Annotated in this window: 19 protein-coding genes and 1 pseudogene; 15 read left to right on the forward strand and 5 right to left on the reverse strand. The window is 43.6% G+C overall.

Annotation, left to right across the window (positions count from 1 at the left end; all coding sequences use genetic code 11):
- Window positions 1–79 precede the first annotated feature (79 nt).
- Together V7L05_RS33540 and V7L05_RS33545 are read right to left on the reverse strand one after the other, a co-directional pair.
- Window positions 80–403 carry a DUF1825 family protein gene (locus tag V7L05_RS33540; protein ID WP_292762021.1) on the reverse strand — a complete coding sequence of 108 codons (324 nt, stop codon included), beginning with the start codon at window positions 401–403 and terminating at the stop codon, window positions 80–82.
- Between the two features lie 125 nt (window positions 404–528).
- On the reverse strand, window positions 529–885 hold the full coding sequence (locus V7L05_RS33545; protein ID WP_335170586.1) for a tetratricopeptide repeat protein: 357 nt from the start codon (window positions 883–885) through the stop codon (window positions 529–531).
- Window positions 886–1,360: 475 nt separating this feature from the next.
- On the opposite strand from V7L05_RS33545, the pseudogene V7L05_RS33550 reads away from it, so the two are divergent.
- The 3 genes and pseudogenes from V7L05_RS33550 to V7L05_RS33560 form a co-directional block, all read left to right on the forward strand.
- Window positions 1,361–3,196 (forward strand): annotated as a pseudogene (locus tag V7L05_RS33550) (hypothetical protein); the annotation flags it as partial.
- 215 nt (window positions 3,197–3,411) lie between these two features.
- Window positions 3,412–3,786: an NINE protein gene (locus tag V7L05_RS33555; RefSeq protein WP_335170588.1), complete on the forward strand. Its 375-nt coding sequence runs from the start codon at window positions 3,412–3,414 to the stop codon at window positions 3,784–3,786.
- A gap of 14 nt (window positions 3,787–3,800) precedes the next feature.
- Complete coding sequence (locus tag V7L05_RS33560; protein WP_335170589.1) at window positions 3,801–4,334, forward strand: ComEA family DNA-binding protein; 534 nt, start codon at window positions 3,801–3,803, stop codon at window positions 4,332–4,334.
- Window positions 4,335–4,654: 320 nt separating this feature from the next.
- Here the strand turns inward: V7L05_RS33560 and lepB are convergent, their stop codons facing one another.
- A complete protein-coding gene (gene lepB / locus V7L05_RS33565; protein WP_335170590.1) occupies window positions 4,655–5,227 on the reverse strand; it encodes a signal peptidase I in 573 nt (190 codons plus the stop codon).
- A 1,428-nt stretch (window positions 5,228–6,655) separates the two neighbouring features.
- Here lepB and V7L05_RS33570 point away from each other — a divergent pair.
- Window positions 6,656–7,564 (forward strand): polysaccharide deacetylase family protein, encoded by a 909-nt coding sequence (locus V7L05_RS33570; RefSeq protein ID WP_335170591.1) that lies wholly within the window; start codon window positions 6,656–6,658, stop codon window positions 7,562–7,564.
- 442 nt (window positions 7,565–8,006) lie between these two features.
- On the opposite strand, the gene V7L05_RS33575 is transcribed toward V7L05_RS33570, so the two are convergent.
- Window positions 8,007–12,704, reverse strand: a complete 4,698-nt coding sequence (locus V7L05_RS33575; protein ID WP_335170592.1) for a glutamate synthase-related protein — start codon at window positions 12,702–12,704, stop codon at window positions 8,007–8,009.
- A gap of 772 nt (window positions 12,705–13,476) precedes the next feature.
- On the opposite strand from V7L05_RS33575, the gene V7L05_RS33580 reads away from it, so the two are divergent.
- The 9 genes from V7L05_RS33580 (at window position 13,477) to V7L05_RS33620 (ending at window position 23,167) form a co-directional block, all read left to right on the forward strand.
- Window positions 13,477–15,546, forward strand: a complete 2,070-nt coding sequence (locus V7L05_RS33580; RefSeq protein WP_442937893.1) for a phosphodiester glycosidase family protein — start codon at window positions 13,477–13,479, stop codon at window positions 15,544–15,546.
- Window positions 15,547–15,868: 322 nt separating this feature from the next.
- Window positions 15,869–16,288, forward strand: coding sequence for a cupin domain-containing protein (locus V7L05_RS33585; RefSeq protein ID WP_292762000.1), 420 nt, complete (start codon window positions 15,869–15,871; stop codon window positions 16,286–16,288).
- 255 nt (window positions 16,289–16,543) lie between these two features.
- Window positions 16,544–16,870 carry a HesB/IscA family protein gene (locus V7L05_RS33590; RefSeq protein ID WP_335170594.1) on the forward strand — a complete coding sequence of 109 codons (327 nt, stop codon included), beginning with the start codon at window positions 16,544–16,546 and terminating at the stop codon, window positions 16,868–16,870.
- A 108-nt stretch (window positions 16,871–16,978) separates the two neighbouring features.
- A complete protein-coding gene (rpsL, locus tag V7L05_RS33595; protein WP_012410236.1) occupies window positions 16,979–17,362 on the forward strand; it encodes a 30S ribosomal protein S12 in 384 nt (127 codons plus the stop codon).
- Window positions 17,363–17,893: 531 nt separating this feature from the next.
- Window positions 17,894–18,364 carry a 30S ribosomal protein S7 gene (gene rpsG / locus V7L05_RS33600; protein ID WP_292831101.1) on the forward strand — a complete coding sequence of 157 codons (471 nt, stop codon included), beginning with the start codon at window positions 17,894–17,896 and terminating at the stop codon, window positions 18,362–18,364.
- Between the two features lie 142 nt (window positions 18,365–18,506).
- Window positions 18,507–20,585, forward strand: coding sequence for an elongation factor G (gene fusA / locus V7L05_RS33605; protein WP_335170596.1), 2,079 nt, complete (start codon window positions 18,507–18,509; stop codon window positions 20,583–20,585).
- Between the two features lie 23 nt (window positions 20,586–20,608).
- Window positions 20,609–21,838, forward strand: a complete 1,230-nt coding sequence (gene tuf, locus V7L05_RS33610) for an elongation factor Tu (protein WP_335170597.1) — start codon at window positions 20,609–20,611, stop codon at window positions 21,836–21,838.
- Between the two features lie 206 nt (window positions 21,839–22,044).
- Window positions 22,045–22,362: a 30S ribosomal protein S10 gene (gene rpsJ / locus V7L05_RS33615; RefSeq protein ID WP_008232935.1), complete on the forward strand. Its 318-nt coding sequence runs from the start codon at window positions 22,045–22,047 to the stop codon at window positions 22,360–22,362.
- 157 nt (window positions 22,363–22,519) lie between these two features.
- Window positions 22,520–23,167 (forward strand): LON peptidase substrate-binding domain-containing protein, encoded by a 648-nt coding sequence (locus V7L05_RS33620; protein ID WP_335170598.1) that lies wholly within the window; start codon window positions 22,520–22,522, stop codon window positions 23,165–23,167.
- 134 nt (window positions 23,168–23,301) lie between these two features.
- Here V7L05_RS33620 and pheA read toward each other — a convergent pair whose 3' ends face one another.
- Window positions 23,302–24,177, reverse strand: a complete 876-nt coding sequence (pheA, locus tag V7L05_RS33625; protein WP_335170599.1) for a prephenate dehydratase — start codon at window positions 24,175–24,177, stop codon at window positions 23,302–23,304.
- Between the two features lie 228 nt (window positions 24,178–24,405).
- On the opposite strand from pheA, the gene V7L05_RS33630 reads away from it, so the two are divergent.
- Together V7L05_RS33630 and V7L05_RS33635 are read left to right on the forward strand one after the other, a co-directional pair.
- On the forward strand, window positions 24,406–24,801 hold the full coding sequence (locus V7L05_RS33630; protein WP_335170600.1) for a VOC family protein: 396 nt from the start codon (window positions 24,406–24,408) through the stop codon (window positions 24,799–24,801).
- 62 nt (window positions 24,802–24,863) lie between these two features.
- Window positions 24,864–25,451: a DUF1997 domain-containing protein gene (locus V7L05_RS33635; RefSeq protein ID WP_335170601.1), complete on the forward strand. Its 588-nt coding sequence runs from the start codon at window positions 24,864–24,866 to the stop codon at window positions 25,449–25,451.
- The last annotated feature ends 2 nt before the right edge of the window (window positions 25,452–25,453 follow it).

Here is a 25,453-nt window from a genome sequence, read left to right on the forward strand (position 1 = left end):
TTAGATTTTGGATTAATTGCCAATCCAAAATCCAAAATTCAAAATCGTTCGACTGAGCGTAGCCGAAGTCTAAAATTGACTAGGGTTGTTTTTCTAGCTCGGCTTTCATCCGTTCTAAAGTGAGGTGCATTTGATCAAACATTTGTTGCGGGGTGACACCGAACTGCCCTAATTGCGTTTTTAGTTGTTCTACTGTCATTTGTGCCATGAAATCTTCTGATAGCTCGAAACGCTTCATAAAGATGCGATACCGATCCATCATGGTTTCCATTTGCTCAATAAACAGCTTTTTGCCATCGCGGTCAAATTTGCCGTAGCCGTTGCCAAGCTTGATCAGCGCTTGATAATCCTCAAACAGCTGTTTTGCTTCTTGCTGAACTATTTCCGAATCGAAGAATCCCATATTGCTTATATTAAACTGAGTGCCCAGACTCAGTAGCTTAATAGTTTTACTTCTATTTTTATTTTAGTCTAGGGGAGTAATCTAGTCACGAAGCTTCGGTTTTAGTACGGTTTGTTACCGAAATTTCAACACTTGACTTGAGAAGGTTCTCCGTCGCTAAACTGACTTAATAAAGCCGCAATACTTACAGCTTTAGCCATTGATTTAAGATTAGTGTTTTCACCAGGTTGAATTTTCAGTGCGGGAGCGTATTTTAAAGCTAGTGAATCTTGCGGATTAAGTTTTAATGCTTGACGGATATAAACCCTGGCCATGCCGATAAATTTCTGTTTTAGATGTACCAAACCTAATAAGGCATAATAGTCGCTGTTATTTGGCTCTAACTTGATGGCATCGCGCAGTTCTTGCACAGCTTGCGGCCATTTGGCTAGCCTGACGTGCTCAATATCTAGCTGGTAGTGACGTTGAGCGTAGTTTGTCAAATCTGGTTTGACATTGGTTTTTTCATCTAATGTCAGTTCAACTGGTTTGACTTCTAGCTTAGGGATAAGGGAACAGCTTCTTTTACCATAAACAGGTCTGGTTTATGCAACCGTAAGTAAACTAAATTCAGTATATAGCAATCCTATTTGAGTTGTGAAAACTATCGGCTCGAACCGCCAAGCCGCCAACAGCGCCAAGAAAAGAAACAGAGAATTTCAGAAATAATTTACGACTGCTATACAAATTTGTTACCTCATCATGATATGAGGCGATCGCTTTTTCATAAAATAATTCTGCTTGGATGCAGACATTTCCATAGGTTACTAGCTAAAAAGCCTAGAATACTTAAAAACAGGGGAACTCTTAGGAAAAATTAGTACAGTTATTGATTTAGTTACTCGTTTACCTGTGGAAGTTTGGTTTCACACTAATCCTGCTGCTTCAGACACCAATTATGAGAAAATCATGGTTAATTCATCATTTAATCTGTCTGACCTCAACGGCGCTAACGGCTTCGCCATCAACGGCATCAAGGAATTTGACTCCTCAGGCAGTTCTGTTAGCAGTGCGGGAGATATCAACGACGACGGCATCGCTGACCTGATTATCGGCGCACCAGATGCCGACCCCAACGGCGATTATTCAGGGCAGAGCTACGTGGTATTTGGCAAAAGCACAGGCTTTAGCCCCACACTCAACCTTTCAAGCCTCAACGGCGCTAACGGCTTCGCCATCAACGGCATCAAGAAAGGTGACTTCTCAGGCAATTCTGTCAGCAGTGCGGGAGACATCAACGACGACGGCATCGCTGACCTGATTATCAGCGCACCAGTAGCCCGCAACAGCTCATCATCTCAGAGCTACGTGGTATTTGGCAAAAGCACAGGCTTTAGCCCCACACTCAACCTTTCAAGCCTCAACGGCGCTAACGGCTTCGCCATCAACGGTATTAAGGCTGGTGACAACTCAGGCTATTCTGTCAGCAGTGCGGGAGACATCAACGACGACGGCATCGCTGACCTGATTATCAGCGCGAGCAGAAGGAGCTACGTGGTATTTGGCAAAAGCACAGGCTTTAGCCCCACGCTCAACCTTTCAAGCCTCAACGGCGCTAACGGCTTCGCCATCAATAGTAATGACTACTTAGGCAATTTTAGGAGTGCGGGAGACATCAATGACGACGGCATCGCTGACCTGATTATCGGCGCACCAACGGCCAGCCCCAACGGCGACTATTCAGGGCAGAGCTACGTGATATTTGGGGGAAAGAATATCGGCAGGGGCAGCACCATTAACTTGATGGGAACTGCTGGTACTGATACTCTTGTTGGCACGGACACCAACAACATCATCGAGGGCAAAGCTGGTAATGATACCCTCACAGGCAACGGTGGTCAAGATCAGTTTGTGTTTCGCCCTGGCGATGGCAATGACACCATCACCGATTTTGGTGGCGTAGGCAAAGGCTCAAATCCATCGCCCGATGTAATTCTCAATGTTGATACGCTGCAATTTATTGGTTCAGGACTAACTGCTCAAAATCTGCAACTCACTCAACATGGCAACAACTTAGAAGTCACCTTTGAAAGTGTGGCTAACACTAAAGTCACTCTGGAAAACTTCCTCTTAGAAAACTTGGATAATTTGCCAGCAACTTTTTCAAGATTTGCACTGGGCAATATCCTCTTTAATGGGCAAATTAGCATCGCTGACAGCTTTGATGTGATTAATGCCAATTCCACTCAAACTAGCATTTTCAACAAAAACACTGTCACCTTCCTCAATGATTTAAACAATAACATCGCAGGTTTTGACAACTCCAATGATGTTATTAATGGTCAAGGGGGTAATGATATTATCAATGGCAACAGTGGCAATGACCTGTTGCGGGGTGGGTCAGGCGATGATATTCTCATCGGTGGAGATGGCAATGATACTCTTGTGGGTGGTGTAGGCAATGATATTCTGGTTGGTGGTGTAAATGCTGACAGATTCGTTTACAACACCGATGCTGTTGGTGTAGATACCATTACGGACTTCAACAGTTCTGAAGGTGACAAGATTGTACTGGATAAAACTACATTTAGCGCCATTACCTCTGCTGCCGGAAATGGTTTTTGTAACAAGAGTGATTTTGAAGTCACTAATTTGGCAGGGACTAGCACAGCGAAAATTGTCTACGATTCTGTTAGTGGGCAGTTATTCTACAACGAAAATGGCAGCGCGGCTGGTTTCGGTAGTGGTGGTCTATTTGCGACTCTAACTGGTGCGCCAAATCTCACGGCATCCGATTTTGGATTGCAAGCATAGTTTGTCCAAAACAGAGAGTTACAAGCCTGACTTTTCACGGCATCTGAAAAACCTCTCTTCTTCATCTCTCTCCTAAAAGGAGGAGCCACTGCGCCCTTGCGGTTTCCCAACTTGAAGCACCTGGCGTGCGATTTCTAATCGCCAGGTATATTTGCAAAGGTAAGATGCTCGCGTCTTATTCTAGGAACTGTGGTACTAGCAGATTTATAGAGAATATGTTGACTAAGCGCAAAAGCCGAAGTGTTGCTGCTGTTTTAGCTTTTTCTGGGACGCTAACAATTTCGGGATTACATAAATTCTATCTGGGACAGCCGTTGTGGGGTGTGTTGTATGTGTTGCTTTCCTGGACACCTATCCCCAAGGTAGCTAGTGCGATTGAGGGAGTTTGGTATTTAGCTCAAGACGAAGAAGCTTTCGATCGCAATTTTAATCTAGGGAAGTCAGCCACCAGAAACTCACCCTCTGTGAGTAATCAGGTAGGAGCGATCGCTGATGCCTTGCGGGAATTAGATGCTCTGCGCCAAGATGGACTAATCTCAGAGTATGAATTTGAGCAAAAGCGCCGCCAATTGCTAGACCAGATTTCTTGAGGGAAGCGACAATCATGAATAACTGGCTACCTTTGAACCCCAGGTTGCAAAAACTCCGTGCCAAGCTCCTCAACGATCCCTACTATCGCCTACAATCTGGGGAAGAAATTCAGATGGCGGCTAAATTAGGTATTCGGATTGATGCTAATCAAGCGACTGTAGATGATTGGTTACGCCTACCAGGTTTGTCAATTCATCAAGCGCGATCGCTTGTGGAACTTTCGCGATCTGGTGTTAAATTTTACTGTATTGAAGATATTGCTGCGGCTTTGGGTATGCCAGCGCCGCGACTAGAGCCATTAAAGCCTCTACTGAATTTTATTTACTATGACCACGAATCTTTAGAAAATCCGACCCATTTAGTCAATCCGAACACAGCAACAGTTGAAAAATTAGCACAAATTCCATTTATAGATTTGTCTCTGGCGCAAGCAGTGGTGCAAAATCGGCAATCAGCCGGATATTACCGTAATCTGGCTGATTTCCAACGGCGGTTAGAGTTAACTGGTGATGCGATCGCTCAGATGATGTATTATTTGAGGTTTTAACTTAAGGTTTCGAGGGAAGATAGATGTCTTCCAAGAAAATTCTACCTTCTTCTTTTTGGCTTTTGCGTGATTTCTCAATAATGCTGATAAACTTTGGATTTATGCTCAAGCTAAGAGTTTCTAAATCGATATCTTCAACAGAAAACAAAGCGGCAATAAATAGGTTGACCGTTTCGAGTCAGAATGAGAGGCTGCTCATTTTTATCGTATTTCTCCAGCAGTGAGACGATCTCGCTGATTTCAACTGTTTTCATAGTTCAACTACACTTAACTGTTACAAGTGGTCAGTTGTTTGTTTTTTACAACTGACCAGTGACTATTTAAATCAACCCAATGCGATTGAGAGGCCAAAAGCGAAACGTTGCCCGACCGATGATATTTTTTCTGGGTAAAAAGCCCCAATAGCGAGAGTCATTACTATCGTTGCGGTTATCGCCCATGACAAAAAATTCGTCTTCTGGAACTTTCACAGGTTGATATGGCTGATTTGGGGGTTCAGCGATGTAGTCTTCTGCCAAGGGTTGACCGTTAAGGTAGACTTTGCCATTAGCAACACTAATTACCTCACCAGGCTTGCCAATAACCCGCTTGATGAAGGCTTGGTCTTTGGGATATCCTCGACGTTGTAGTTCTGGGGATGGCTGAAAAACAATAATATCCCCAGTTATGGGAGGGTGAAAATGGTAAGAGATTTTTTCAATTACCAAGCGATCGCCTGTATGTAAGGTGGGTAACATCGAGTCAGAAGGTATATAGCGGGGTTCGGCGATAAAAGTCCGAATCAGGAATGCCAAACATAAGGCGATCGCAATTAAAATCAGGTTTTCTTGCCAACTACGCCATACTTTTAACGACGCACGCTCTTCTTTTGCATCACTTTCGTGAGGAATCATAAAAGTTTCTAGCCAGTTTCAGAAGTGGGATAAATATCTTGATTATTTTGACTCAAAAGGTATACTGATAGGCAAGCTGGTTTCTGAACGAATCCATAGAAGTATTAAATAATACATTTATTGGTGCATCTACCGAAAAGAAGCAAAAGTACTGTAAATCAACTGTGATCTGTCTAAGGCAATATAAGCTAATAATTAAGATTCCTAAATAGATAATTAAAAATCCTAATTTTAATTGCTGTAATTATAAGGCAAGTTATGAGATAATTTTCAGTTTTGCTTACTCCTGCTAAAAAAGCAGTTACCGACTGGTAGAGCGATACAGCCAGTCGGTTTTTTCTTTGAGCAGAAAATTGGTCGTTGAATGGCAAAACAGTTAACTCATCCCCCGGCTTGAAGCCGGGGGGAAATCGAAGTCATTAGTCATTGGTCATTGGTCATTAGTACCAATGACCAATGACTAATGACTAAATCGGCGGGCGGCTATCCCTCCCACCCCTTGAAGGGGTGGGAGGGATAGCCGATTTTTGTTGATCGAATGTCTAACAATATCTGCTTCACTTTACCGAAAAAAGGCAGAGAGCAGTCTTGCTGGAAGCTCAGTTGGAAGAAAATATATTTTGGTATATATTATTAAGTGATATTACATAAAAATAATCTCAACTTAAGGTATGTTTAGATACAAAAATCTATTTTTTAAAGTATTGTTAGTAAAAAATATTACATTTAAATGTAGATTTTAATAGTTCAATAGATAGATGCCATACTATTGTGATTTTAACAACCTGCCTATATATATGCGATTATTTTCCGTAATTACACGGTGACACTGCATATTAAACTGTACTATTAATAAGATATAAATCTCCTTAATTATTGAGAAAAACATTAACAGACAGAAAGCTCCTAGCAATTTAGGCTCAAGTATAGCATCAAAAATAGAACTAAACTGGCGAGAAAATTATTTTTCCTAAATGCCTTAAAAGTATCTACATTAACGAATAAGTGCCCCTTGGCAATGAGAAACTATATTGAATCAATTTTCGTCTCTCTATTTCAGAGAAAGTACAAGGCAACATTCTGTCAGTTGAAAATTTAACTTTTTCTTAAAAAGGAAGCAATAGCAGCAGGCAGTAAAATATATCTTATCAACAATAGAACTAATAGTTTATTAGACTCTTGTTTGAAAGATACTCCGCCCCTTGTAAGTAGTTTTGTATGTTAATCAAATAATTCACTAGGCTGTAAATTATACAACTTTCCTGTCAGAAAGTCTTGCTATAAAAGTTTCATCTGTGAATTTCTGTTAGTCTCAATTCAAATTTTCGGGATTACCAGAAAGTAACTGTATCTAAATATCTAAAAAAATGTGCTATAACGTACCGTCATAACCGTGGTTGATGGTTCGATTTTTGAAGGAGCTATGAGGTGGAAAACAATAAGTCGTTTCTGTGGCCAGAAGGAATATTAATTGCGTTGCTTGCCTTATGTGGTGTTTTTAGCCTTGCTTTCATGATGCTTCTAAGGCCAAATGCTTCGGAAGCTCAGAATAGACAAAGTATAAATGTCAAGGATGTAACTGCAAATGTAGGAACTCAGCAGCGCATTGAGAAATTAAAGGCGGCGATGCTTACAAGTTGGCAGCAAGAAGCTCAAACAAAGGGACTATCCTACCTAGTGCCACCACGTTTTCAAGGGGCAATAATTAATGCTGCAAAACTCACTCAGGGTGAGAAAGTGATTGCTCTCACCTTCGATGATGGCCCTTGGCCTCAAACCACAGAGCAAGTGCTAGATATTCTGAAATCAAATAATATCAAAGGGACGTTTTTTGTCGTCGGGCAGAACCTGAAAAATTATCCAGAGATAGGAAAGCAGATTGTTGCTCAAGGTCACGTCATTGGCAATCATACTTGGCATCACTGGTATCACTTCTTTAATTCACAAGCAGCTGCTTTTGAAATTGATCGCACAGAAGACCTAATTTATCAGGTTACAGGTGCTAAAACAAATCTGTTCCGACCGCCTGGGGGCATCCTGCACAATGGATTAGCTGCTTATGCTAAAGGAGAGAAATATACTGTGGTGATGTGGTCGGCTGACTCCACAGACTACAAGTTGCCAGCTGTACCAAAGTTGATCAATAACGTGATTAAAGATTCAAAACCTGGTGGGATTGTGCTAATGCATGATGGTGGTGGGAACCGTTCTAGAACTATACAAGCTTTACCAGAAATTATTAGCAATTTTAGAAAGCAAGGCTATCGCTTTGTTACTATTCCTGAACTTTTAGAAATCCAAGATACAGATCAAAAGTTGCTCACTCACAAAAAGTAATAATTATTAATTATGAGTAATTGGTCAATAGTAATTGGCTAAAAACTAAAATTATATTTTTTGGTTAAAATGCATTATTTCTGAATCAGTTAGTGAAGATCCCCCCTTTTTAAGGGGGGAAACAGGAGTCTAGTACAACGCGGCGTAAATAAACCTACCATTTCAAACAGGCACAAGCCTTGATATATCAATCTTTTGACTTTTGACTTTTGAATGAGTGACTTCCGCCTTGCGGTACTAGTTCCCTCCCCAATCCATCAGGGAGGGTTAGGGTGGGGTAAAACTGACACGAAAAACTAGGTGAGTAAGCTATTTCAGACTTGTGTATACACCGTAGCTTTAAAAGGGGGGATATATTTCTCTCTACCCCTTTTTGAGGGGTAAATTTAGGCTGGGGCATTCTGAATTGTGAATTCTGTCTTCTGACTCCTTCTTATAGTTATTAATGACTAGTCACTAAACTGAACTCAGTTGTTTTTTCGGGATTAGCTTCTGGACTATCAGCTTCAGAAGGTGGAACTAACTGCCAGAATTTCGGCAAAAATTCTGGCCAGTTTTGCAGAATCTTTTTCGCCTTTGGTGAACCAGTGCGTTCTGCATGAGTTTGGATTAACTCTTGCAGTTGCTTTGCACCTACTTCTGTAATCACCCTCTGCATTTTGACAATTTCCGGGTTGACTAACTCACGAAATGAGTCGTCTTCATCCAAGAAATATGCCAGTCCACCAGTCATTCCAGCTGCTACGTTACGTCCTACTTTGCCAAGGACGACAATTACACCACCAGTCATATATTCGCAGCAGTGATCCCCAGCGCCTTCAATCACTGCTATGCCTTTGGAGTTTCTCACAGCAAAGCGTTCTCCTGCTAGTCCGTTGGCAAATAATATGCCACCAGTAGCACCATAGAGGCACGTATTGCCAACTATCACGTTTTGTGCTGCTTTATAGATAGCATCCGTTGGAGGTTTGATGATGATTTCACCACCATGCATCCCTTTACCTACGTAGTCGTTTGCCTCTCCTTCCAAGCTCAGAATTATGCCGGGGAGGTTGAACGCACCAAAGCTTTGCCCAACACTGCCTGTGAAGTTGAGATTAATTTGTCCTTCAAAGCCACTGTCACCGTATTGAGAAGCGATCGCACCTGCTAATCTTGTACCCACTGTTCTGTCAGTATTGACAATAGGGTAAGTCTTGGTGACAGTAGATTGGTTGCGAATGGCAGCTTGAATATCGGGATCGGCAAGAAATTTGTCATCTAAAACCACGCCGTTGCTGTGGACTTCTTCATGCAGCAACCAACTGCGATTGTCTCTGCTATCTGGTAGCTGAAGTAAACAGTCGAGATTCAGCGATCGCGTTTTGGTGAGTTTTGCCTCTGGGCGCAGTTTCAACAAATCTGCACGTCCAATGATTTCTGATAAAGAACGATAACCTAGTCGGGCTAACAAACTACGCACTTCTTCGGCGATGAAGTAGAAGAAGTTGACAACCTGTTCCGGTATTCCTGTAAACCGCTTGCGGAGTTCTTCTTTCTGAGTAGCAACACCTACAGGGCAGGTATTCATGTGACAAACTCGCGCCATAATACAGCCTTCGGCAATCATGGCGATGGAGCCGAAACCGAATTCTTCACCGCCCATCAATGCACCTATTACCACATCCCAACCACTCTTGAGTCCGCCATCCACGCGTAAAATCACGCGATCGCGCAGACTATTTTCCATTAAGACGCGATGCACTTCACTTAAACCCAGTTCCCACGGTGAGCCAGCGTGTTTAATCGAACTTAGTGGCGATGCACCTGTACCACCATCATGTCCAGAAATCTGGATAATATCAGCGTTTGCCTTAGCTACACCAGCCGCGATCGTGCCAATGCCAACTTCTGAAACTAGCTTCACCGATACCTTTGCTTTGGGGTTAATTTGGTGCAGATCAAAAATCAGTTGTGCTAAGTCTTCAATAGAATAAATATCGTGGTGAGGTGGTGGCGAAATCAGCGTCACACCTGGCTTCGATCGCCTTAACATCGCAATGTATTGGCTTACCTTCGGTCCTGGTAGTTGTCCACCTTCCCCAGGCTTGGCACCTTGGGCAATTTTGATTTCAATTTGTTTGGCGTTGACTAGGTACTCTGGTGTGACACCAAAGCGTCCCGATGCAACTTGCTTAATGGCACTATAAGCTTTATCACCATTCCGCAATCCTTTTAAATGAGGTAGGGTTGGCGAGTGACCAAACTCGTCTACATCATCTAGAACTACATAGCGCACTGGGTCTTCGCCGCCTTCCCCAGAGTTAGATTTACCGCCAATGCGATTCATCGCGATCGCTAAAGTTTCATGGGCTTCTCTTGACAAAGCACCTAAAGACATCCCACCGGTGCAGAAGCGTTTGACAATTTCAGTTACCGACTCTACTTCTTCTAGAGCAATTGGGGAGCGATCGCCTTGGAAGTCCAGCAAGTCTCGCAAGGCTGTTACCGGTCTGCCTTGGAGATGCTTTTTGTAAACTTCGTAGTGGTCGTAGTTTTTGCCATCTAGAGCCTTATGCAGCGCCTTGACCAGTTCGGGGCTATTCATGTGGTACTCGCCGCCAGGACGGTATTGCACAAAGCCCAAGTTTTCTAACTTCTTGTTAGTCAGTTCTGGGAAAGCCTTGCTGTGGAAGGAAAGCACTTCATCAGCGAGTTCGCTAACACTCAAACCACCAATACGGGAAGTCGTACCACGGAATCCTAGTTCTAGTAAATCCCCACCAATGCCAATAGCTTCAAAGATTTGGGCTGCTTGATAGCTGGAGAGCAGAGAAATTCCCATCTTGGAGAGAATTTTTAGCAAACCTGACTCTACTGCTTTGCGATAGTTTCCTAAAGCTTGCTCTAGGGTAAGGGTTGCAATTTTCTCAACAGCCATTAACTTTTGAGTTTTGGGATCAGACCACCAATCACGCACCGTATCTAAAGCCATATACGGGCAAACTGCGCCAGCACCATAGCCAATCAGACAAGCAAAGTGATGGGTACTCCAGCATTGAGCAGTATTGACAATCAGGGATGTTTTCATTCGCAACCCTTCACGAATCAGATGGTGATGCACGGCACCCACTGCTAACAGGGGAGGAATGTAGGTGGATTCTGTGCTGATACCGTCATTGATCCGATGATCGCTTAATATTAAAATCTTTGCACCTGCCCGCACTGACTCAGCTGCTTGTGCTTGTAAAGATTGAACTGCGGCTTTTAATCCTTCAGGGCCAGTGGCGATCGCAAATAGGGTTGACAACTCGGCTGTGGCAAAACCTGACAGCTTAATTGCCTCCAACTCTACCTCTGTTAACAGTGGCGACTCAAGTTTTAATCTCCGAGCATATTCTGGCTTGGGTTCTAATAAGTTACCCCGCTCACCCAGTTCCACTTTCAGAGACATTACTAGCTTTTCCCGCAGGGGATCGATCGCTGGGTTTGTCACCTGAGCAAAGCGCTGTTTGAAATAGTCATAAAGCAGGTGGGGCTTTTGTGACAGCACTGCTAAAGGAATATCATCCCCCATGCAGAAAGTGGGCTCTGAACCGGCGATCGCCATTGGATGAATCACCATTTCTACATCTTCTGTGGTGTAACCAAAGGCAGTTTGAAACTGAAGCAAGCTTTGTTTGTCTACTTTCTCAGTTGTACTATGCCCGTTACCATTTTCAGCAGCCAGATATCCATTCCCATTAACATCTGACAACTGACTACTGACAATTTCTTTAAGTTCTTGACGGTACTGTTGCAGCCATTCACCATATGGGTGCTGTTTGGCGATGCGCTGCTTAATCTCCCAATTCTTTAGCACTTCATGGTTGACTAAATCCACGGCAATCATTTGCCCTGGACCGAGTCTACCTTTCTCGACAATATCGGCTTCTGGGAAATCAATTACACCAGCTTCGGAAGCTACAACAATGTAGTCATCCTTGGTAATCACATAACGAGCTGGTCTTAAACCATTACGATCTAGTGTTGCACCAACTTTTTTGCCATCGCTGAATACTAAAAGTGCTGGCCCGTCCCAGGCTTCTTGCAGACCACTGTAATATTCGTAGAAATCAACAATTTCTGGAGAGTCACGTAAAGAAGGCTGATTTTGGTAAGCCTCTGGAACCATAATCATTAAAGCTTCCAAGGGGCTGCGTCCAGAACACACCAGCAATTCTAGTACGTTGTCTAGGGTAGCTGAGTCGCTATTATCAATATGAACTAATGGCTTAAGTTCCTGAATGCGATCGCCCCATACTGGATGATTTAAGCTAGCATCTCGTGCCATCATCCAGTTGATGTTACCCAACAAGGTATTAATTTCGCCGTTGTGACCCAAAAGCCGCATCGGTTGAGCTAGAGGCCACTTGGGCATTGTATTGGTACTAAAGCGGCGGTGATACACAGCAAAGGCGCTTTTGTAAGCTGGATTTTTTAAATCGTCATAAAAGCTGCCCAATACGGCGGAACGCACCATGCCTTTGTAAACAATTGTGCGATTTGACAAGGAGCAGATATAAAATTCTTCTGAGATATTGGTCGCAACTTTACTAATGCGGCGGCGGGTAATATACAACTGTCGTTCCAATTCATCGCCACTTTTGTCAACAGAAGCTAACAAAACTTGTTCAATTTGGGGTTGATTTTCTCTTGCTTGTACCCCCAGTAAATCAGTTTGCACTGGCACTACTCGCCAACCCAGCACAATTAATTTTTCTTCAGCAGCTACTTGCTCAACAGTCCTCCTAGTTTTTTGTGCTGCTTCCTGGTCTTGTGGTAGAAATATCATCCCCACAGCTATATTATTGGTGGATGGAAATTCCTTCCCCCTTTGGGCAAAATCTTGTTGGAACAACTCCCAAGGGATAGCTGTCAATACTCCAGCACCATCACCAGAGTCTTGATCAGCGCTACAACCTCCCCGGTGTTCTAAGCAGGTTAAAGCAGCTAAGGCTTTTTCGATAATTTCGTGGCTGGTATGATTCTGGCGATGAGCAATAAAACCGACACCACAGGCATCTCGTTCCTCTACTAACCACTTTTGCCCCTGATAGGTATCTGTTGAGTTGATCTTTGCGGTGATTTTCTGGTCTTGATTGATCGGTTTATTATTCATACCCTGTTCCTGAAGTATTGAGTTACCAATTTTGCCACTACATTGTGGGAAAAAATTTCTAAATTTAGCGACGGAGAAATATATAACCACCGAAATTTAGGGAAAAAAATTTTAACTTCGGTTCTACTTTATTAGTTCACCCATGTTAAAATACTTACGTATTTTTTATGTATTTATGCGGTGCTAGACAAGTTAAATTAGCCAAGACATTATTTTTGCCCTGACAGTTTCTTTTTTATATTGTGAAGCTAAGTATTTTCTCAATCCCCTTTTTCCAGATGCACGCTAGCTACTCCTAGAGCCTATTTCGGCTCACCTGAAACAAAATTAAAACTGAATGCTGTACTATGTTTTAAAACCAAATTCATCCTGATCCAGCAATAAGATCAGCGTATTACAATATATACCCATTTGACAATTCCCAAATATTGTTGTTGTCTAAAGTTTTGCTGCTTACCAGTTGCCACACATCTGACTATTTAACTAGACCTGACTGAACTAGCAACAATTGCAACCTTCAGTCAGGATTGAATATCTTAATCCAGTTTTGATAACCAAGACTACCGTGTATAGGGTGGTTGAAATTAGTGCCAGTTCAAACACTTGGTTAGAGTGGACTTAGCGCCTAAATGGTTATTTATATTTAAAAGAGATAACAAGCCAATATATATAATACCATGTTTTTCAAAAACAAAGCGATGTTTTTTTATATTTCCAAATAATTAGTTAGTTTATACCTTGGGTGATACTTTTCAAAAGTACCTAGTAAATTATGGTAAAAATGCCGAATTGTTGGCAATTGGGGAATAGCGATCGCTCCGCCCGCCGCAGGCATCGCAGGTTTTTTCGGGCTACTGTGTCACCAATACTTTTGACAGCACTGTGCTTAACTACTACCTGTGTTACCAACGCCCAGGAGTCGCCGAAAACCATCAAATCAATACCCAGGTTAACCTCACAGTTACCTGCATCTCCTTTAACAAGTGTGGCATCCTCTGGTAATCAAATTTCCCTGAATGGGCGTATTTTACCAGGAACTTGGTTGCAGCGACCTGGAAAATCTGGTCAAATAACAACTCATCTCAGTGACGGGGCATTCAGGCAATTAATAGGAGTAAATTTCTTAAACAGTAGTAATTGGGCGAAACAACCAATACAGTGGTTTTCGTCGGTGATAAAGCCAGTGGTTTTAGCCACCAGACTACTAGGAGCATATCGCTATCTGGACATTACTAACTTTGCTCAAACATCTGGATGGCAAATCCAAGCCAATGGCAACACCTTGGTGATTGCGACCCCAAAGGCACAAGTGACAAATATTATTCAGAGCCAGCAACCTTCAGACGCGAGTGTTACTCCTTTACAACAGGCTCGGATTCTTGTCAATTTAGATCGTCCAACTCCCTGGCAAGTTACAGAAGGATTAGCGATCGCAAAACCCCAAACTCCATCCTCTGATCCAGACACGCTAACTCCCAAATCCACTGTACCGCCAAATCGGGAGTGGACAATTACCCTGGATGGAATAGCCGATCCTGTTTTGATCGAACGCTATACTCCCCAGCTACCAGCAGCACCACCAACACCACCAACATTGCTGCAAAATCTGCTCAAACAATTATCACCAGTTACACCAACACAACCAATACCAGCAGCACCAGCCCCGGAACCACTGATTCAACAAGTGAAGGTGGTGAAAAACCAAACGATTATTAGTCTGAGCGTTCCCTTTGGTTTATCGCCTCAAGTTAGTACTGTCGCTAACCCCAATCGCCTGATTATCGATATTCGACCCGATCCTTTAGAAGAACGAGATATTACTTGGGCCCCAGGAATGCGCTGGCGACAGCATTATGTCAACTTAGGCACAAACCGCTTTCCTGTGGTCTGGTTAGAAGTTAATCCCCGTAAATTTGGGCTAACGTTGAAACCTATATGGGCTAGTGCTGATGGGCTTGCGGGTACTGCTCCCTTAATTCAAACAGCACAACGTTACTTAGCGGTAGCTGGAATTAATGGTGGTTATTTTAACCGCAATAACAGATTGCCATTGGGTGCGATTCGTCGGGATAGTCAGTGGTTATCAGGCCCCATTCTCAACCGAGGTGCGATCGCTTGGAATGATTCTGGCCAATTTTACTTCGGTCGTCTTACTTTAGAAGAAACTTTAATCACAGCAAATGACCAGCGCCTACCAATTCTGTTCCTCAACAGTGGTTACGTCCAGAGTGGTATTGCTCGTTACACCCCAGCTTGGGGATCAACTTACACGCCCCTGACAGACAACGAAATCATTCTCGTGGTAGAGAAAGACCAAATTACTGAACAGTTACCAGGGGGCAAAGTTGGTGGGATAGCGGTTCCCATTCCCCAGGATGGCTACGTGCTAACCTTACGCGCCAATGCTGCTAGTGCTGCCTCACAGTTACCTATTGGAAGCGCAGTACGCATTTCTAGCGCCACTGCTCCGGCTGATTTTAGTCGTTATCCCTACATTATCGGAGCTGGGCCGCTATTAGTCCAAAATCGTCAAATTGTCCTTGATGCCAAAGCCGAAAAATTCAGCAATGCCTTTATTGCAGAAAAGGCTATTCGTAGCGGTATTTGCACAACGGCAACAGGCACACTAATGATTACTGCCATACATAATCGTGCTGGCGGTTATGGCCCTAACTTAGCGGAACATGCCCAATTGATGCAACTCATGGGCTGTGTGGATGCCCTAAATTTGGACGGTGGTAGTTCTACCAGCCTTTACTTAGGAGGGCAATTACTCAATCGATCGCCTAGTACCGCCGCTCGTGTTCATAATGGCATTGGTATTTTCCTGCAACCACGATAATGAGGGAATAGGGAATAGGAAATAGGGAATAGGGAAAAAACTCAATCGTCAATGCCCAATGCCCAATGCCCAATGCCCAATGCCCAATGCCCCATGCCCAATACTTTTCTTAAAGTTTAGAACAAGCTGTCATTTTGCTTGATGAAGACTTCGTGTAGACATCAGAGTTTTAGTAGTGATGATTTACACCATAACGTTTGATTTTGTTATGTTTATCAAGGTGCGACAAAATTGCTAATTTCTAACGTTGCAAGATAGTGCCAGAATTTTTATCAATAGTTAAGAGTACCAACGGTTTGTTATGTCTCCAAATGAGGTAACTATGGCTCGATATCAAGAAACTACACAGACTGAGACTCTACACCTACCTCCAGCTATCACTTCCAGAGGCGTTGCTGCAACAGAGTTACGTCCTTGGGGTGCTTTTACAGTTTTGGAAGAAGGGCGCGGATACAAAATCAAGCGCATCGAAGTTAAGCCCGGACACCGCCTCAGTCTACAAATGCACCACCACCGCAGTGAACATTGGATTGTTGTCTCTGGTACAGCTAGGGTAACTTGTGGTGAACAAGAAGTACTACTGAGCAATAATGAATCAACCTATGTACCTCAATGTACATCTCATCGTTTAGAGAATCCTGGCGTAATCCCCTTGGTGTTGATTGAAGTGCAAAATGGCGAATACTTGGGAGAAGATGATATTATTCGCTACCAAGATGACTATGCTCGTACCAAGGATTAAAACTAAAAGAACGTTATTAAAGCTCTAAAGGCTTTAATCCAAAAACTGAATACATTTTTGTGCAAACCCTCTTTGGTAAACAGTGCACCCCAGAAGTCCCCACCTTAACTAGGTGGGGACTGAAGCATATTAGTGCTATAAATGTAGTAATAGCGATCGCGCTCATGGGTTCAGTGATTTGGCACAGGGAGATAGCGCGGGTCAACCCATCTGTAAAATGAAGATGGTGTATTCAATTGTAAAAAAACGAGTTCCATGATTCATCTGAGTCAAGCAGCCGCGAGTGAAATTGGGCGAATAAAATCCAAGCAGCAACCAAATGTCTTGTTTAGATTGGCAGTAAAACCAGGTGGTTGTTCTGGGTTCTTTTATGATATGTCCTTCGATAAAGCAATAAAAGTTGGCGATCAGGTTTTCGACTTGGATGAGATTCAAGTAGTCATAGATGCCGCAAGCTTAAATTACCTCAACGGTTTGAGGGTTGATTATTCAGAAGACTTAATGGGTGGTGGTTTTCGCTTCCACAACCTCCAGGCGATCGCTACCTGTGGCTGTGGCAATTCCTTCTCCTTGAGTCATTAGTCATTGGTCAAACAAATGAAAAATAACAATTGACATAAAGCAGTAAAAAACGATATAATCAGGATTTGTTAAAACTTAGACCATAAGCAGCTTTACGCGCTGTAACTCATGCCAACAATACAGCAGCTAATACGTAATGAGCGCGAACAAGCGCGTCAGAAAACCAAGTCCCCGGCTCTGAAACAATGTCCCCAACGTCGGGGAGTTTGTACCAGAGTATACACGACCACACCAAAAAAGCCTAACTCCGCTCTACGCAAAGTAGCAAGAGTCAGACTTACCTCTGGATTTGAAGTCACAGCTTACATTCCAGGGATTGGTCACAACTTACAAGAACACTCAGTTGTGATGATTCGTGGCGGTCGGGTTAAGGATCTACCAGGCGTGAGATACCACATTATCCGTGGCACCTTAGATACAGCCGGAGTCAAAGACCGCAAGCAAGGCCGCTCCAAGTATGGAACCAAGCGGCCTAAAGAAGCGAAAAAATAGGATTAGGCGATTAATCGCACCCAACACGATTAATCGTCTGCCTTAAAAGCGCTCAAGGACAAAAAATGATCGCCGCCTGTGTTCTAACAGCAGTTATGAAGGCTACTAAAGTCTGTTTCAACCTACACTAAGCGAGCAAGTGTAGAAGTTCTGAGGAGAACGCTGTAACCCACAGCAAAATTCTCATCTGGACATTAAAAGTTTATAATCTTGTCGCCTTAAGTATTTAGTTGCAGGTAGCAAGTCAAACAATTTTAGATTTGCGATTTGCGATTTTGGATTTACCCGACCCAAAAGGGAATAGGGCTTGAAGATTCTCGAATTTTGATTTGTTCCAACCGCAAGGGTAGGGGCATATAACCAAAACTCTTAATCCAAAATTCAAAAATCAAAAATTGGCAGTCAATAGATCAGCCTCGCTGCAACAGTCGAAGAAAATTCAGGAAGTCTGAGGGTTGGGTTGCACCGTTTTTAGTTTCCGGTGTCTGATAGCATATAATTTCGTTGCCAATTCCGAATTAAAGGTGAAGTATGTCTCGTCGTGGTGTTATTCAAAGGCGCCCAGTTCCGTCTGATTCCGTATATAACAGTCGCCTTGTGAGCATGATTATCAGGCGGATCATGCGTCATGGCAAGAAATCGCTTGCCGCACGGATTGTTTATGATGCATTGAAAACTATTGAGGAACGCACTGGTAGCGCTGCCTTAGAAACCTTTGAAAGAGCGGTGCGAAATGCCACGCCTTTAGTAGAAGTAAAAGCTCGGCGAGTTGGCGGAGCAACCTACCAAGTACCAATGGAAGTGCGTACAGAACGGGGTACTACCCTAGCACTGCGTTGGTTAGTGCAATATTCCCGGTCTAGACCAGGCCGGACAATGGCAAGCAAATTGGCAAATGAGTTAATGGATGCTGCCAACGAAACTGGAAATGCCATTCGCAAACGGGAAGAAACGCACCGGATGGCGGAAGCTAACAAAGCATTTGCACACTATCGTTACTAAGTAGAAAAACGATATATCGCCCTCCCGAAGCGGTATATCGTAGATTTACAAAAAAAAGGCGGTTTTCCGCAAAAGTATAGAATCTTAACAAAGAGTAATATACAAGATAGATATCATGGGGCAAAAACTATAGGAGGTAATTGTGGCACGCACGATCCCGCTAGAAAAAGTACGCAACATCGGTATTGCGGCGCATATAGATGCGGGCAAAACAACAACAACAGAGAGAATATTGTTTTACTCTGGAATAATTCATAAAATTGGCGAAGTTCACGAAGGAACTGCCGTCACAGACTGGATGGAGCAGGAGCGGGAGCGGGGAATTACCATTACTGCGGCTGCGATCAGTACCAGTTGGAAAGATCATCAAATTAACATTATCGATACTCCGGGTCACGTAGACTTCACAATTGAAGTTGAGCGTTCCATGCGCGTGTTGGATGGTGTAATCGCAGTATTTTGTTCTGTGGGCGGCGTGCAACCGCAGTCTGAGACAGTGTGGCGGCAAGCAGACCGCTACAAAGTTCCTCGGATCGCCTTCATCAACAAGATGGATCGCACTGGAGCGAACTTCTATAAAGTTCACGAGCAGATGCGCGATCGCTTGCGGGCGAATGCGATCGCTATTCAACTACCAATTGGTAGTGAAACCGAATTCCAAGGGATCATCGACCTAGTACGACTGCGTGCCTATATTTACGCAAACGACCAAGGAACTGATATTCAGGAAACGGATATCCCCGCCGAATTGCAAGCGCAGGTAGATGAATACCGCGTCAAGCTAGTCGAAGCAGTGGCAGAAACTGATGACACTCTAATGGCTAAGTACTTCGAGGGCGAAGAACTGACAGCAGACGAAATCGCTCTTGCCCTGCGTAAAGGCACAGTTGCTGGCACAATCGTACCAGTACTTTGTGGCTCGGCATTCAAAAACAAAGGCGTGCAATTAATGCTGGATGCCGTTGTCGATTACCTGCCAGCGCCAAGTGAAGTGCCGCCAATTCAAGGCTTATTGCCAAATGGCGATACTGTTGAGCGACGGGCTGATGACAACGAACCCCTAGCAGCTCTGGCATTCAAGATTATGGCTGACCCTTATGGTCGCCTGACATTTGTTCGCGTTTATTCTGGTGTGTTGAAAAAGGGTAGCTACGTCCTCAACGCTAGTAAGAATAAAAAAGAACGGATTTCCCGCTTAGTGCTGATGAAGGCAGATGACCGACAAGATGTCGATGAACTGCGAGCGGGTGATTTGGGAGCAGCCCTGGGATTGAAAGACACCTTGACAGGTGACACAATCTGTGATGAAGGATCGCCAGTAATTCTGGAATCCCTATTCATTCCTGAGCCTGTAATCTCGGTGGCGGTTGAACCCAAAACCAAGAACGACATGGATAAATTATCCAAGGCTCTGCAATCTCTCTCAGAAGAAGACCCCACGTTCCGTGTCCACGTCGATCCGGAAACCAACCAAACCGTAATCGCAGGGATGGGAGAACTGCACCTAGAAATTCTAGTAGACCGGATGTTACGAGAATTTAAGGTAGAAGCGAATGTTGGTGCGCCGCAAGTAGCTTACCGAGAAACAATTCGGAAAGCTGTGAGCAAAGTTGAGGGCAAATTCATCCGCCAAAGTGGTGGTAAAGGTCAATACGGTCACGTTGTGATCAATTTGGAGCCTGGAGAACCCGGTACTGGTTTTGAATTCGTCTCCAAAATTGTTGGCGGTACAGTACCTAAAGAGTACATCAGCCCAGCAGAACAAGGAATGAAAGAAAGCTGCGAATCCGGTGTTCTCGCTGGATATCCGTTGATTGACGTCAAAGCGACCCTAATTGATGGGTCATATCACGATGTAGACTCTTCGGAAATGGCTTTCAAAATCGCTGGCTCAATGGCGATGAAAGAGGCTGTGCTGAAAGCTTCACCCGTCCTCTTAGAGCCTATGATGAAAGTTGAGGTTGAAGTTCCCGAAGACTATATCGGGAATGTCATTGGCGACCTGATTGCCCGACGGGGGCACATTGAAAGCCAAAGCACTGAACAGGGACTCGCTAAGGTGACATCCAAAGTCCCACTGGCGACCATGTTTGGCTACGCTACTGATATCCGGTCGAAGACCCAAGGTAGGGGCATCTTCTCAATGGAGTTTAGTCGCTACGAAGAAGTACCTCGCAACGTGGCTGAGGCAATCATTGCTAAAGGCAAAGGGAACGCTTAGTTAAAATAAGGAAATGAGCATTCATGGCACGCGCAAAGTTTGAAAGGAATAAACCCCACATCAATATAGGTACCATTGGCCACGTTGACCACGGTAAAACCACGTTAACAGCAGCCATCACCATGACCTTGGCAGCTATGGGTCAAGCTATAGCTAAGGGTTACGACCAAATCGATAACGCGCCAGAAGAAAAGGCGCGGGGTATTACCATTAATACCGCTCACGTTGAGTATGAAACTGCTAGTCGGCACTATGCTCACGTAGACTGCCCTGGACACGCTGACTATGTGAAGAACATGATCACCGGCGCTGCTCAGATGGATGGTGGCATCCTCGTAGTAGCTGCTACCGATGGACCAATGCCCCAAACGCGCGAACACATCCTGTTGGCAAAACAGGTCGGTGTTCCCAGTCTGGTTGTCTTCTTGAACAAGGAAGACTTGATGGATGACCCAGAACTCCTAGAACTAGTGGAACTAGAACTTCGAGAATTGCTTACCAGCTACGATTTCCCTGGCGACGATATCCCGATTATCAAAGGATCTGGTCTGCAAGCTCTGGAAGTAATGACCAAGAATCCCAAGACTCAACGGGGTGAAAATCCTTGGGTAGACAAAATCTACGAATTGATGGACGCTGTAGATTCTTTCATACCCACCCCTGAGCGGGATGTTGATAAGCCCTTCCTGATGGCTGTAGAAGACGTGTTCTCAATCACAGGTCGTGGTACTGTCGCCACCGGTCGGATTGAGCGGGGTATAGTCAAAGTCGGCGATAACGTTGAACTAGTTGGTATCAGAGATACTCGCGCCACTACCGTAACTGGTATTGAAATGTTCAAGAAGAGTCTTGATCAAGGTATGGCTGGAGACAACGCTGGCGTACTCCTCCGGGGTATTCAGAAGGCTGATATTGAACGGGGGATGGTAATCGCCAAACCAGGTTCAATTAAACCTCACATTCAATTTGAAGGTGAAGTATACGTTTTAACAGAAAAAGAAGGTGGTCGTAAGACTCCATTTTTCTCCGGCTACCGTCCCCAGTTCTACGTGCGGACAACCGATGTAACTGGTACGATCAAAGCCTTCACCTCTGATGATGGCAGCGAAGCCGAAATGGTCATGCCAGGCGATCGCATCAAAATGACAGTAGAATTGATCAACGCGATCGCTATTGAACAAGGAATGCGCTTCGCTATCCGCGAAGGTGGCCGCACCATCGGTGCTGGTGTCGTCTCCAAAATTTTGAAGTAGCACCTTTTTGCTCATAACGAAGGAGCAGAGATGGTATTTGTTATGCCTCTCTGCTCCTTTCTCTTCCTTTTTAATTAAAGGGAATAGGGAGTAGGGAATAGGGAATAGGAAGAAGCCAAGCAATTTTGTCTCCCCCACTCCCCACTCCCCACTCCCCACTCCCCATTTCCCACTAACCTAATTACGCAGAACCTGGACAATTAAAGATGGCAACTCTACAGCAGCAGAAGATTAGAATTCGTTTACAAGCCTTTGACAGGCGCTTATTAGATACATCTTGCGAGAAGATTGTAGACACAGCTAACCGTACCAATGCTACAGCTATAGGCCCAATTCCTTTACCAACAAAACGCCGGATCTATTGTGTGCTGCGATCGCCTCACGTAGATAAAGATTCACGGGAACACTTTGAAACCCGTACTCATCGCCGGATTATTGACATTTATCAGCCCTCTTCTAAGACTATTGATGCCCTGATGAAATTGGATCTACCATCGGGTGTAGATATCGAAGTCAAACTTTAATTAGTCATTAGTCATTGATTATTAATATTTACATAGCCCTGAAGAAATATATCTCAGGGCTTTTATTTAGCTAGTAAACAAATGATAGAATGTAGATAAAGTACGGGAAAAGCAGAGAAAAATTATTTTTTAAGATTAAGTTTATACCAAGATAACAATGACATCATCTTCTAAAATTGCAGTTCGCGAACTACCTCTGTTCCCGTTACCCGAAGTAGTTCTGTTTCCTACCAGACCATTACCCCTGAACATCTTTGAATTTCGCTACCGAATCATGATGAACACGATTTTGGAGAGCGATCGCAGGTTCGGTGTTTTGATGTTCGATCCAGTCAAAGGTACAATTGCAAACACTGGTTGCTGTGCCGAAATCGTTCATCACCAGCGACTGCCAGATGATCGGATCAAGATGTTGACTTTAGGGCAGCAAAGATTTCGTGTATTAGAGTATGTTCGTGAAAAGCCATACCGCGTTGGCTTAGTGGAGTGGATTGAAGACCAACCACCGACTAAAGATTTGCGACCTTTGTCTTCTGAGGTAGAACAGCTACTTCGAGATGTTGTGCGTCTGTCAGCCAAATTAACCGAACAAAATATCGAACTGCCAGAAGATTTGCCTGATCTACCAACAGAATTATCTTATTGGGTAGCAAGTAATCTTTACGGTGTTGCCGCAGAGCAGCAGTTATTGCTAGAAATGCAAGATACTTCAACTCGTCTAGAGCGGGAAGCAGAAATTTTAACTTCTACTCGGAATCACTTGGCAGCTCGCGCTGTTCTCAAAGACACATTTAATCAAAAGTGAGGGGTTAAGAGTTAAGAGTGAGGAATGAGGAGTTAGAAAGAAATAACAAAAAATAAAAGATTGACAACTTAGAATTTATATTCCCTAGCTGATAACTCCTAACTGATAACTCCTAACTGATAACTCCTCACTTTTCAAGTAACAGCACTGATCGGCAAAACATTGTAAACGCCAAGAATTTTTAAAATTTCTGTGTGGATAGTTAATTCTGCTAAAGCAGATTGCATTTGTGCTTCCTTGGCATCCGCTTCTAGATCCATGAAAAACAAGTATTCGCCTAGCGATCGCTTCGTCGGACGAGATTCAATCCGGCTGAGGTTAATTCCTAATTGAGCAAATATTTGCAAAGGTTTGACCAATGCTCCGGGTGTGTTGGCAGGCATACTAAAAGCCAGCGATGTGTGACTGGTAGGTGTTGTTGATGCCTGGTATTCAGCGTCCGCTTCACCCTGACTTACTACCCAAAAACGAGTAAAGTTTTCTGGATTGTCGTTGATGCCACTAGCAAGTATCGGCAGGTTGTAGAGTTGAGCTGCTCTACTAGATGCGATCGCTGCTCTTGTTGTCTCTTGTTCCAATCGCTGTAGTGCTTCGGTTGTAGAATTGCTGGGAATAATCTCTACAGTCGGCAGAAACCGCTCTAACCATCCCTGACATTGTGCCAAAGCTTGCGGGTGAGAGTAAACAGTTTTAATTTTATCTAAGCTAGACGCGCAAGAAATTAACGTATGGACAATGGGTAATACCAAAGCCAACTGAATTCGCAAATTGTCTAACTGCCAAAGTGTATCTAGTGTTGTTGTAACACTCCCTTCAATAGAATTTTCTGCTGGCACAACAGCCAAGTGGGTTTGACCATCAGCAACGGCATGCAGTGACTGGGAGATGGTGGGATAAGGACTTAACATAGCTTCAACTCCCGTACTTTTAGTCAACCAGTTGATATAAAGAACAGCTGCTTGTTCTGTGTAAGTGCCGGGAGGTCCTAAATGTGCGATCGATATAGTCATGTGTTTATTAGTTATCTATTCAATTTATTTATAGACTATATCGTGAGTAAACCCAGCCTTTGTTTATTGACCGAGAATATTGCTTTAATTTGATTCATTTAATTACGTATCAGTCTTTTAGGTAGTCTAATTATAGAGTTTATAGCTGTACAATAGTCTGGGTGCTTGACTAAGTAGAGCAAATGTACTAGCTTAATTTCAGTAGTTGTTCAGTGAGAAATAAAGATTATGAAGTTCTCCTACACAATTCTCTATGTAAAGGATGTTGCCCAATCGGTCGCTTTTTATGAAAAGGCGTTCGGACTGAAACAGCAGTTTATTCACGAGAGCAAACAATACGCCGAGATGCAAACGGGGGGAACAACTCTCGCTTTCGCCTCAAATGAACTTGCAAAATCTAACCTCCCCCAAGGATTCAAAGAAAACAGTCTGTTAAATCTACCTGCTGGTATTCAGGTTGGTTTTGTAACAGACGAGATAGCAGCAGCTTTGTCGCGTGCCATAGAAGCTGGTGCTGTGGTTGTTGTAGATGCCAAAGTTAAGCCTTGGGGACAAACAGTGGCTTATGTCCGTGATTTGGATGGAATTCTTGTTGAAATTGCTAGTTCAATTAATCTAAATTAAAAAAAATAAACATAATAAATTAATCAATAATATAAGTATCAAACAATTACTTCCTTCTATTCATGGCTACCAAGTTTACTGCCTCCCAATCAGTGGAAATCGCTGTTCCAGAGCAGCCTATTCCCATTCAGCACTACTTGCGTCAGCCTCAACGTCTGGTTAAGGCTTTGGCTGATAATAGCCGGATTCAGCAGGTTTCTGAGGAGGTATTTCGCTTAAAAATGCGTCCGCTAACTTTTATGTCACTGAGTATTCAACCTACTGTAGACATGAGAGTCTGGGCAGAATCAAATGGGGTTATTTATTTGCGATCGCTAGGCTGTGAAATCCTGGGTTTCGAGTATATTAACCAGCGCTTTACTCTAAATTTAAAAGGGCATTTGTCTCCCAAAGAGTTTAGCACTGGCACGCGCCTGCAAGGAATAGCTGATTTAGAAGTGCTGGTGGATTTTCCACCGCCATTTTCCTTCACTCCTAAACCGATTTTAGAAGCTACTGGCAATGGGTTGCTCAAAAGCGTGCTGTTGTCGGTCAAGCAACGGTTATTAAATCAACTTTTGGCGGATTATCGCTACTGGGTGATCTCACAAACCAAAGATAGAGAATTTGACAGTGAAAATACTGAGTTGCCAATCCTGAATGCGGAGTAATT

This window comes from Nostoc sp., from assembly GCF_036917755.1.
Lineage (GTDB): Bacteria > Cyanobacteriota > Cyanobacteriia > Cyanobacteriales > Nostocaceae > Nostoc.

Coding starts and splice junctions, on each gene's coding strand:
- V7L05_RS33635 (WP_335170601.1), top strand. CDS start 24,864: ATGGCTACCAAGTTTACTGCCTCCCAATCAGTGGAAATCGCTGTTCCA.
- V7L05_RS33585 (WP_292762000.1), top strand. CDS start 15,869: ATGGCTCGATATCAAGAAACTACACAGACTGAGACTCTACACCTACCT.
- V7L05_RS33590 (WP_335170594.1), top strand. CDS start 16,544: ATGATTCATCTGAGTCAAGCAGCCGCGAGTGAAATTGGGCGAATAAAA.
- rpsJ (WP_008232935.1), top strand. CDS start 22,045: ATGGCAACTCTACAGCAGCAGAAGATTAGAATTCGTTTACAAGCCTTT.
- V7L05_RS33540 (WP_292762021.1), bottom strand. CDS start 403: ATGGGATTCTTCGATTCGGAAATAGTTCAGCAAGAAGCAAAACAGCTG.
- V7L05_RS33555 (WP_335170588.1), top strand. CDS start 3,412: ATGTTGACTAAGCGCAAAAGCCGAAGTGTTGCTGCTGTTTTAGCTTTT.
- V7L05_RS33560 (WP_335170589.1), top strand. CDS start 3,801: ATGAATAACTGGCTACCTTTGAACCCCAGGTTGCAAAAACTCCGTGCC.
- V7L05_RS33630 (WP_335170600.1), top strand. CDS start 24,406: ATGAAGTTCTCCTACACAATTCTCTATGTAAAGGATGTTGCCCAATCG.
- rpsG (WP_292831101.1), top strand. CDS start 17,894: ATGTCTCGTCGTGGTGTTATTCAAAGGCGCCCAGTTCCGTCTGATTCC.
- lepB (WP_335170590.1), bottom strand. CDS start 5,227: ATGATTCCTCACGAAAGTGATGCAAAAGAAGAGCGTGCGTCGTTAAAA.
- V7L05_RS33575 (WP_335170592.1), bottom strand. CDS start 12,704: ATGAATAATAAACCGATCAATCAAGACCAGAAAATCACCGCAAAGATC.
- V7L05_RS33580 (WP_442937893.1), top strand. CDS start 13,477: ATGGTAAAAATGCCGAATTGTTGGCAATTGGGGAATAGCGATCGCTCC.
- pheA (WP_335170599.1), bottom strand. CDS start 24,177: ATGACTATATCGATCGCACATTTAGGACCTCCCGGCACTTACACAGAA.
- rpsL (WP_012410236.1), top strand. CDS start 16,979: ATGCCAACAATACAGCAGCTAATACGTAATGAGCGCGAACAAGCGCGT.
- V7L05_RS33620 (WP_335170598.1), top strand. CDS start 22,520: ATGACATCATCTTCTAAAATTGCAGTTCGCGAACTACCTCTGTTCCCG.
- tuf (WP_335170597.1), top strand. CDS start 20,609: ATGGCACGCGCAAAGTTTGAAAGGAATAAACCCCACATCAATATAGGT.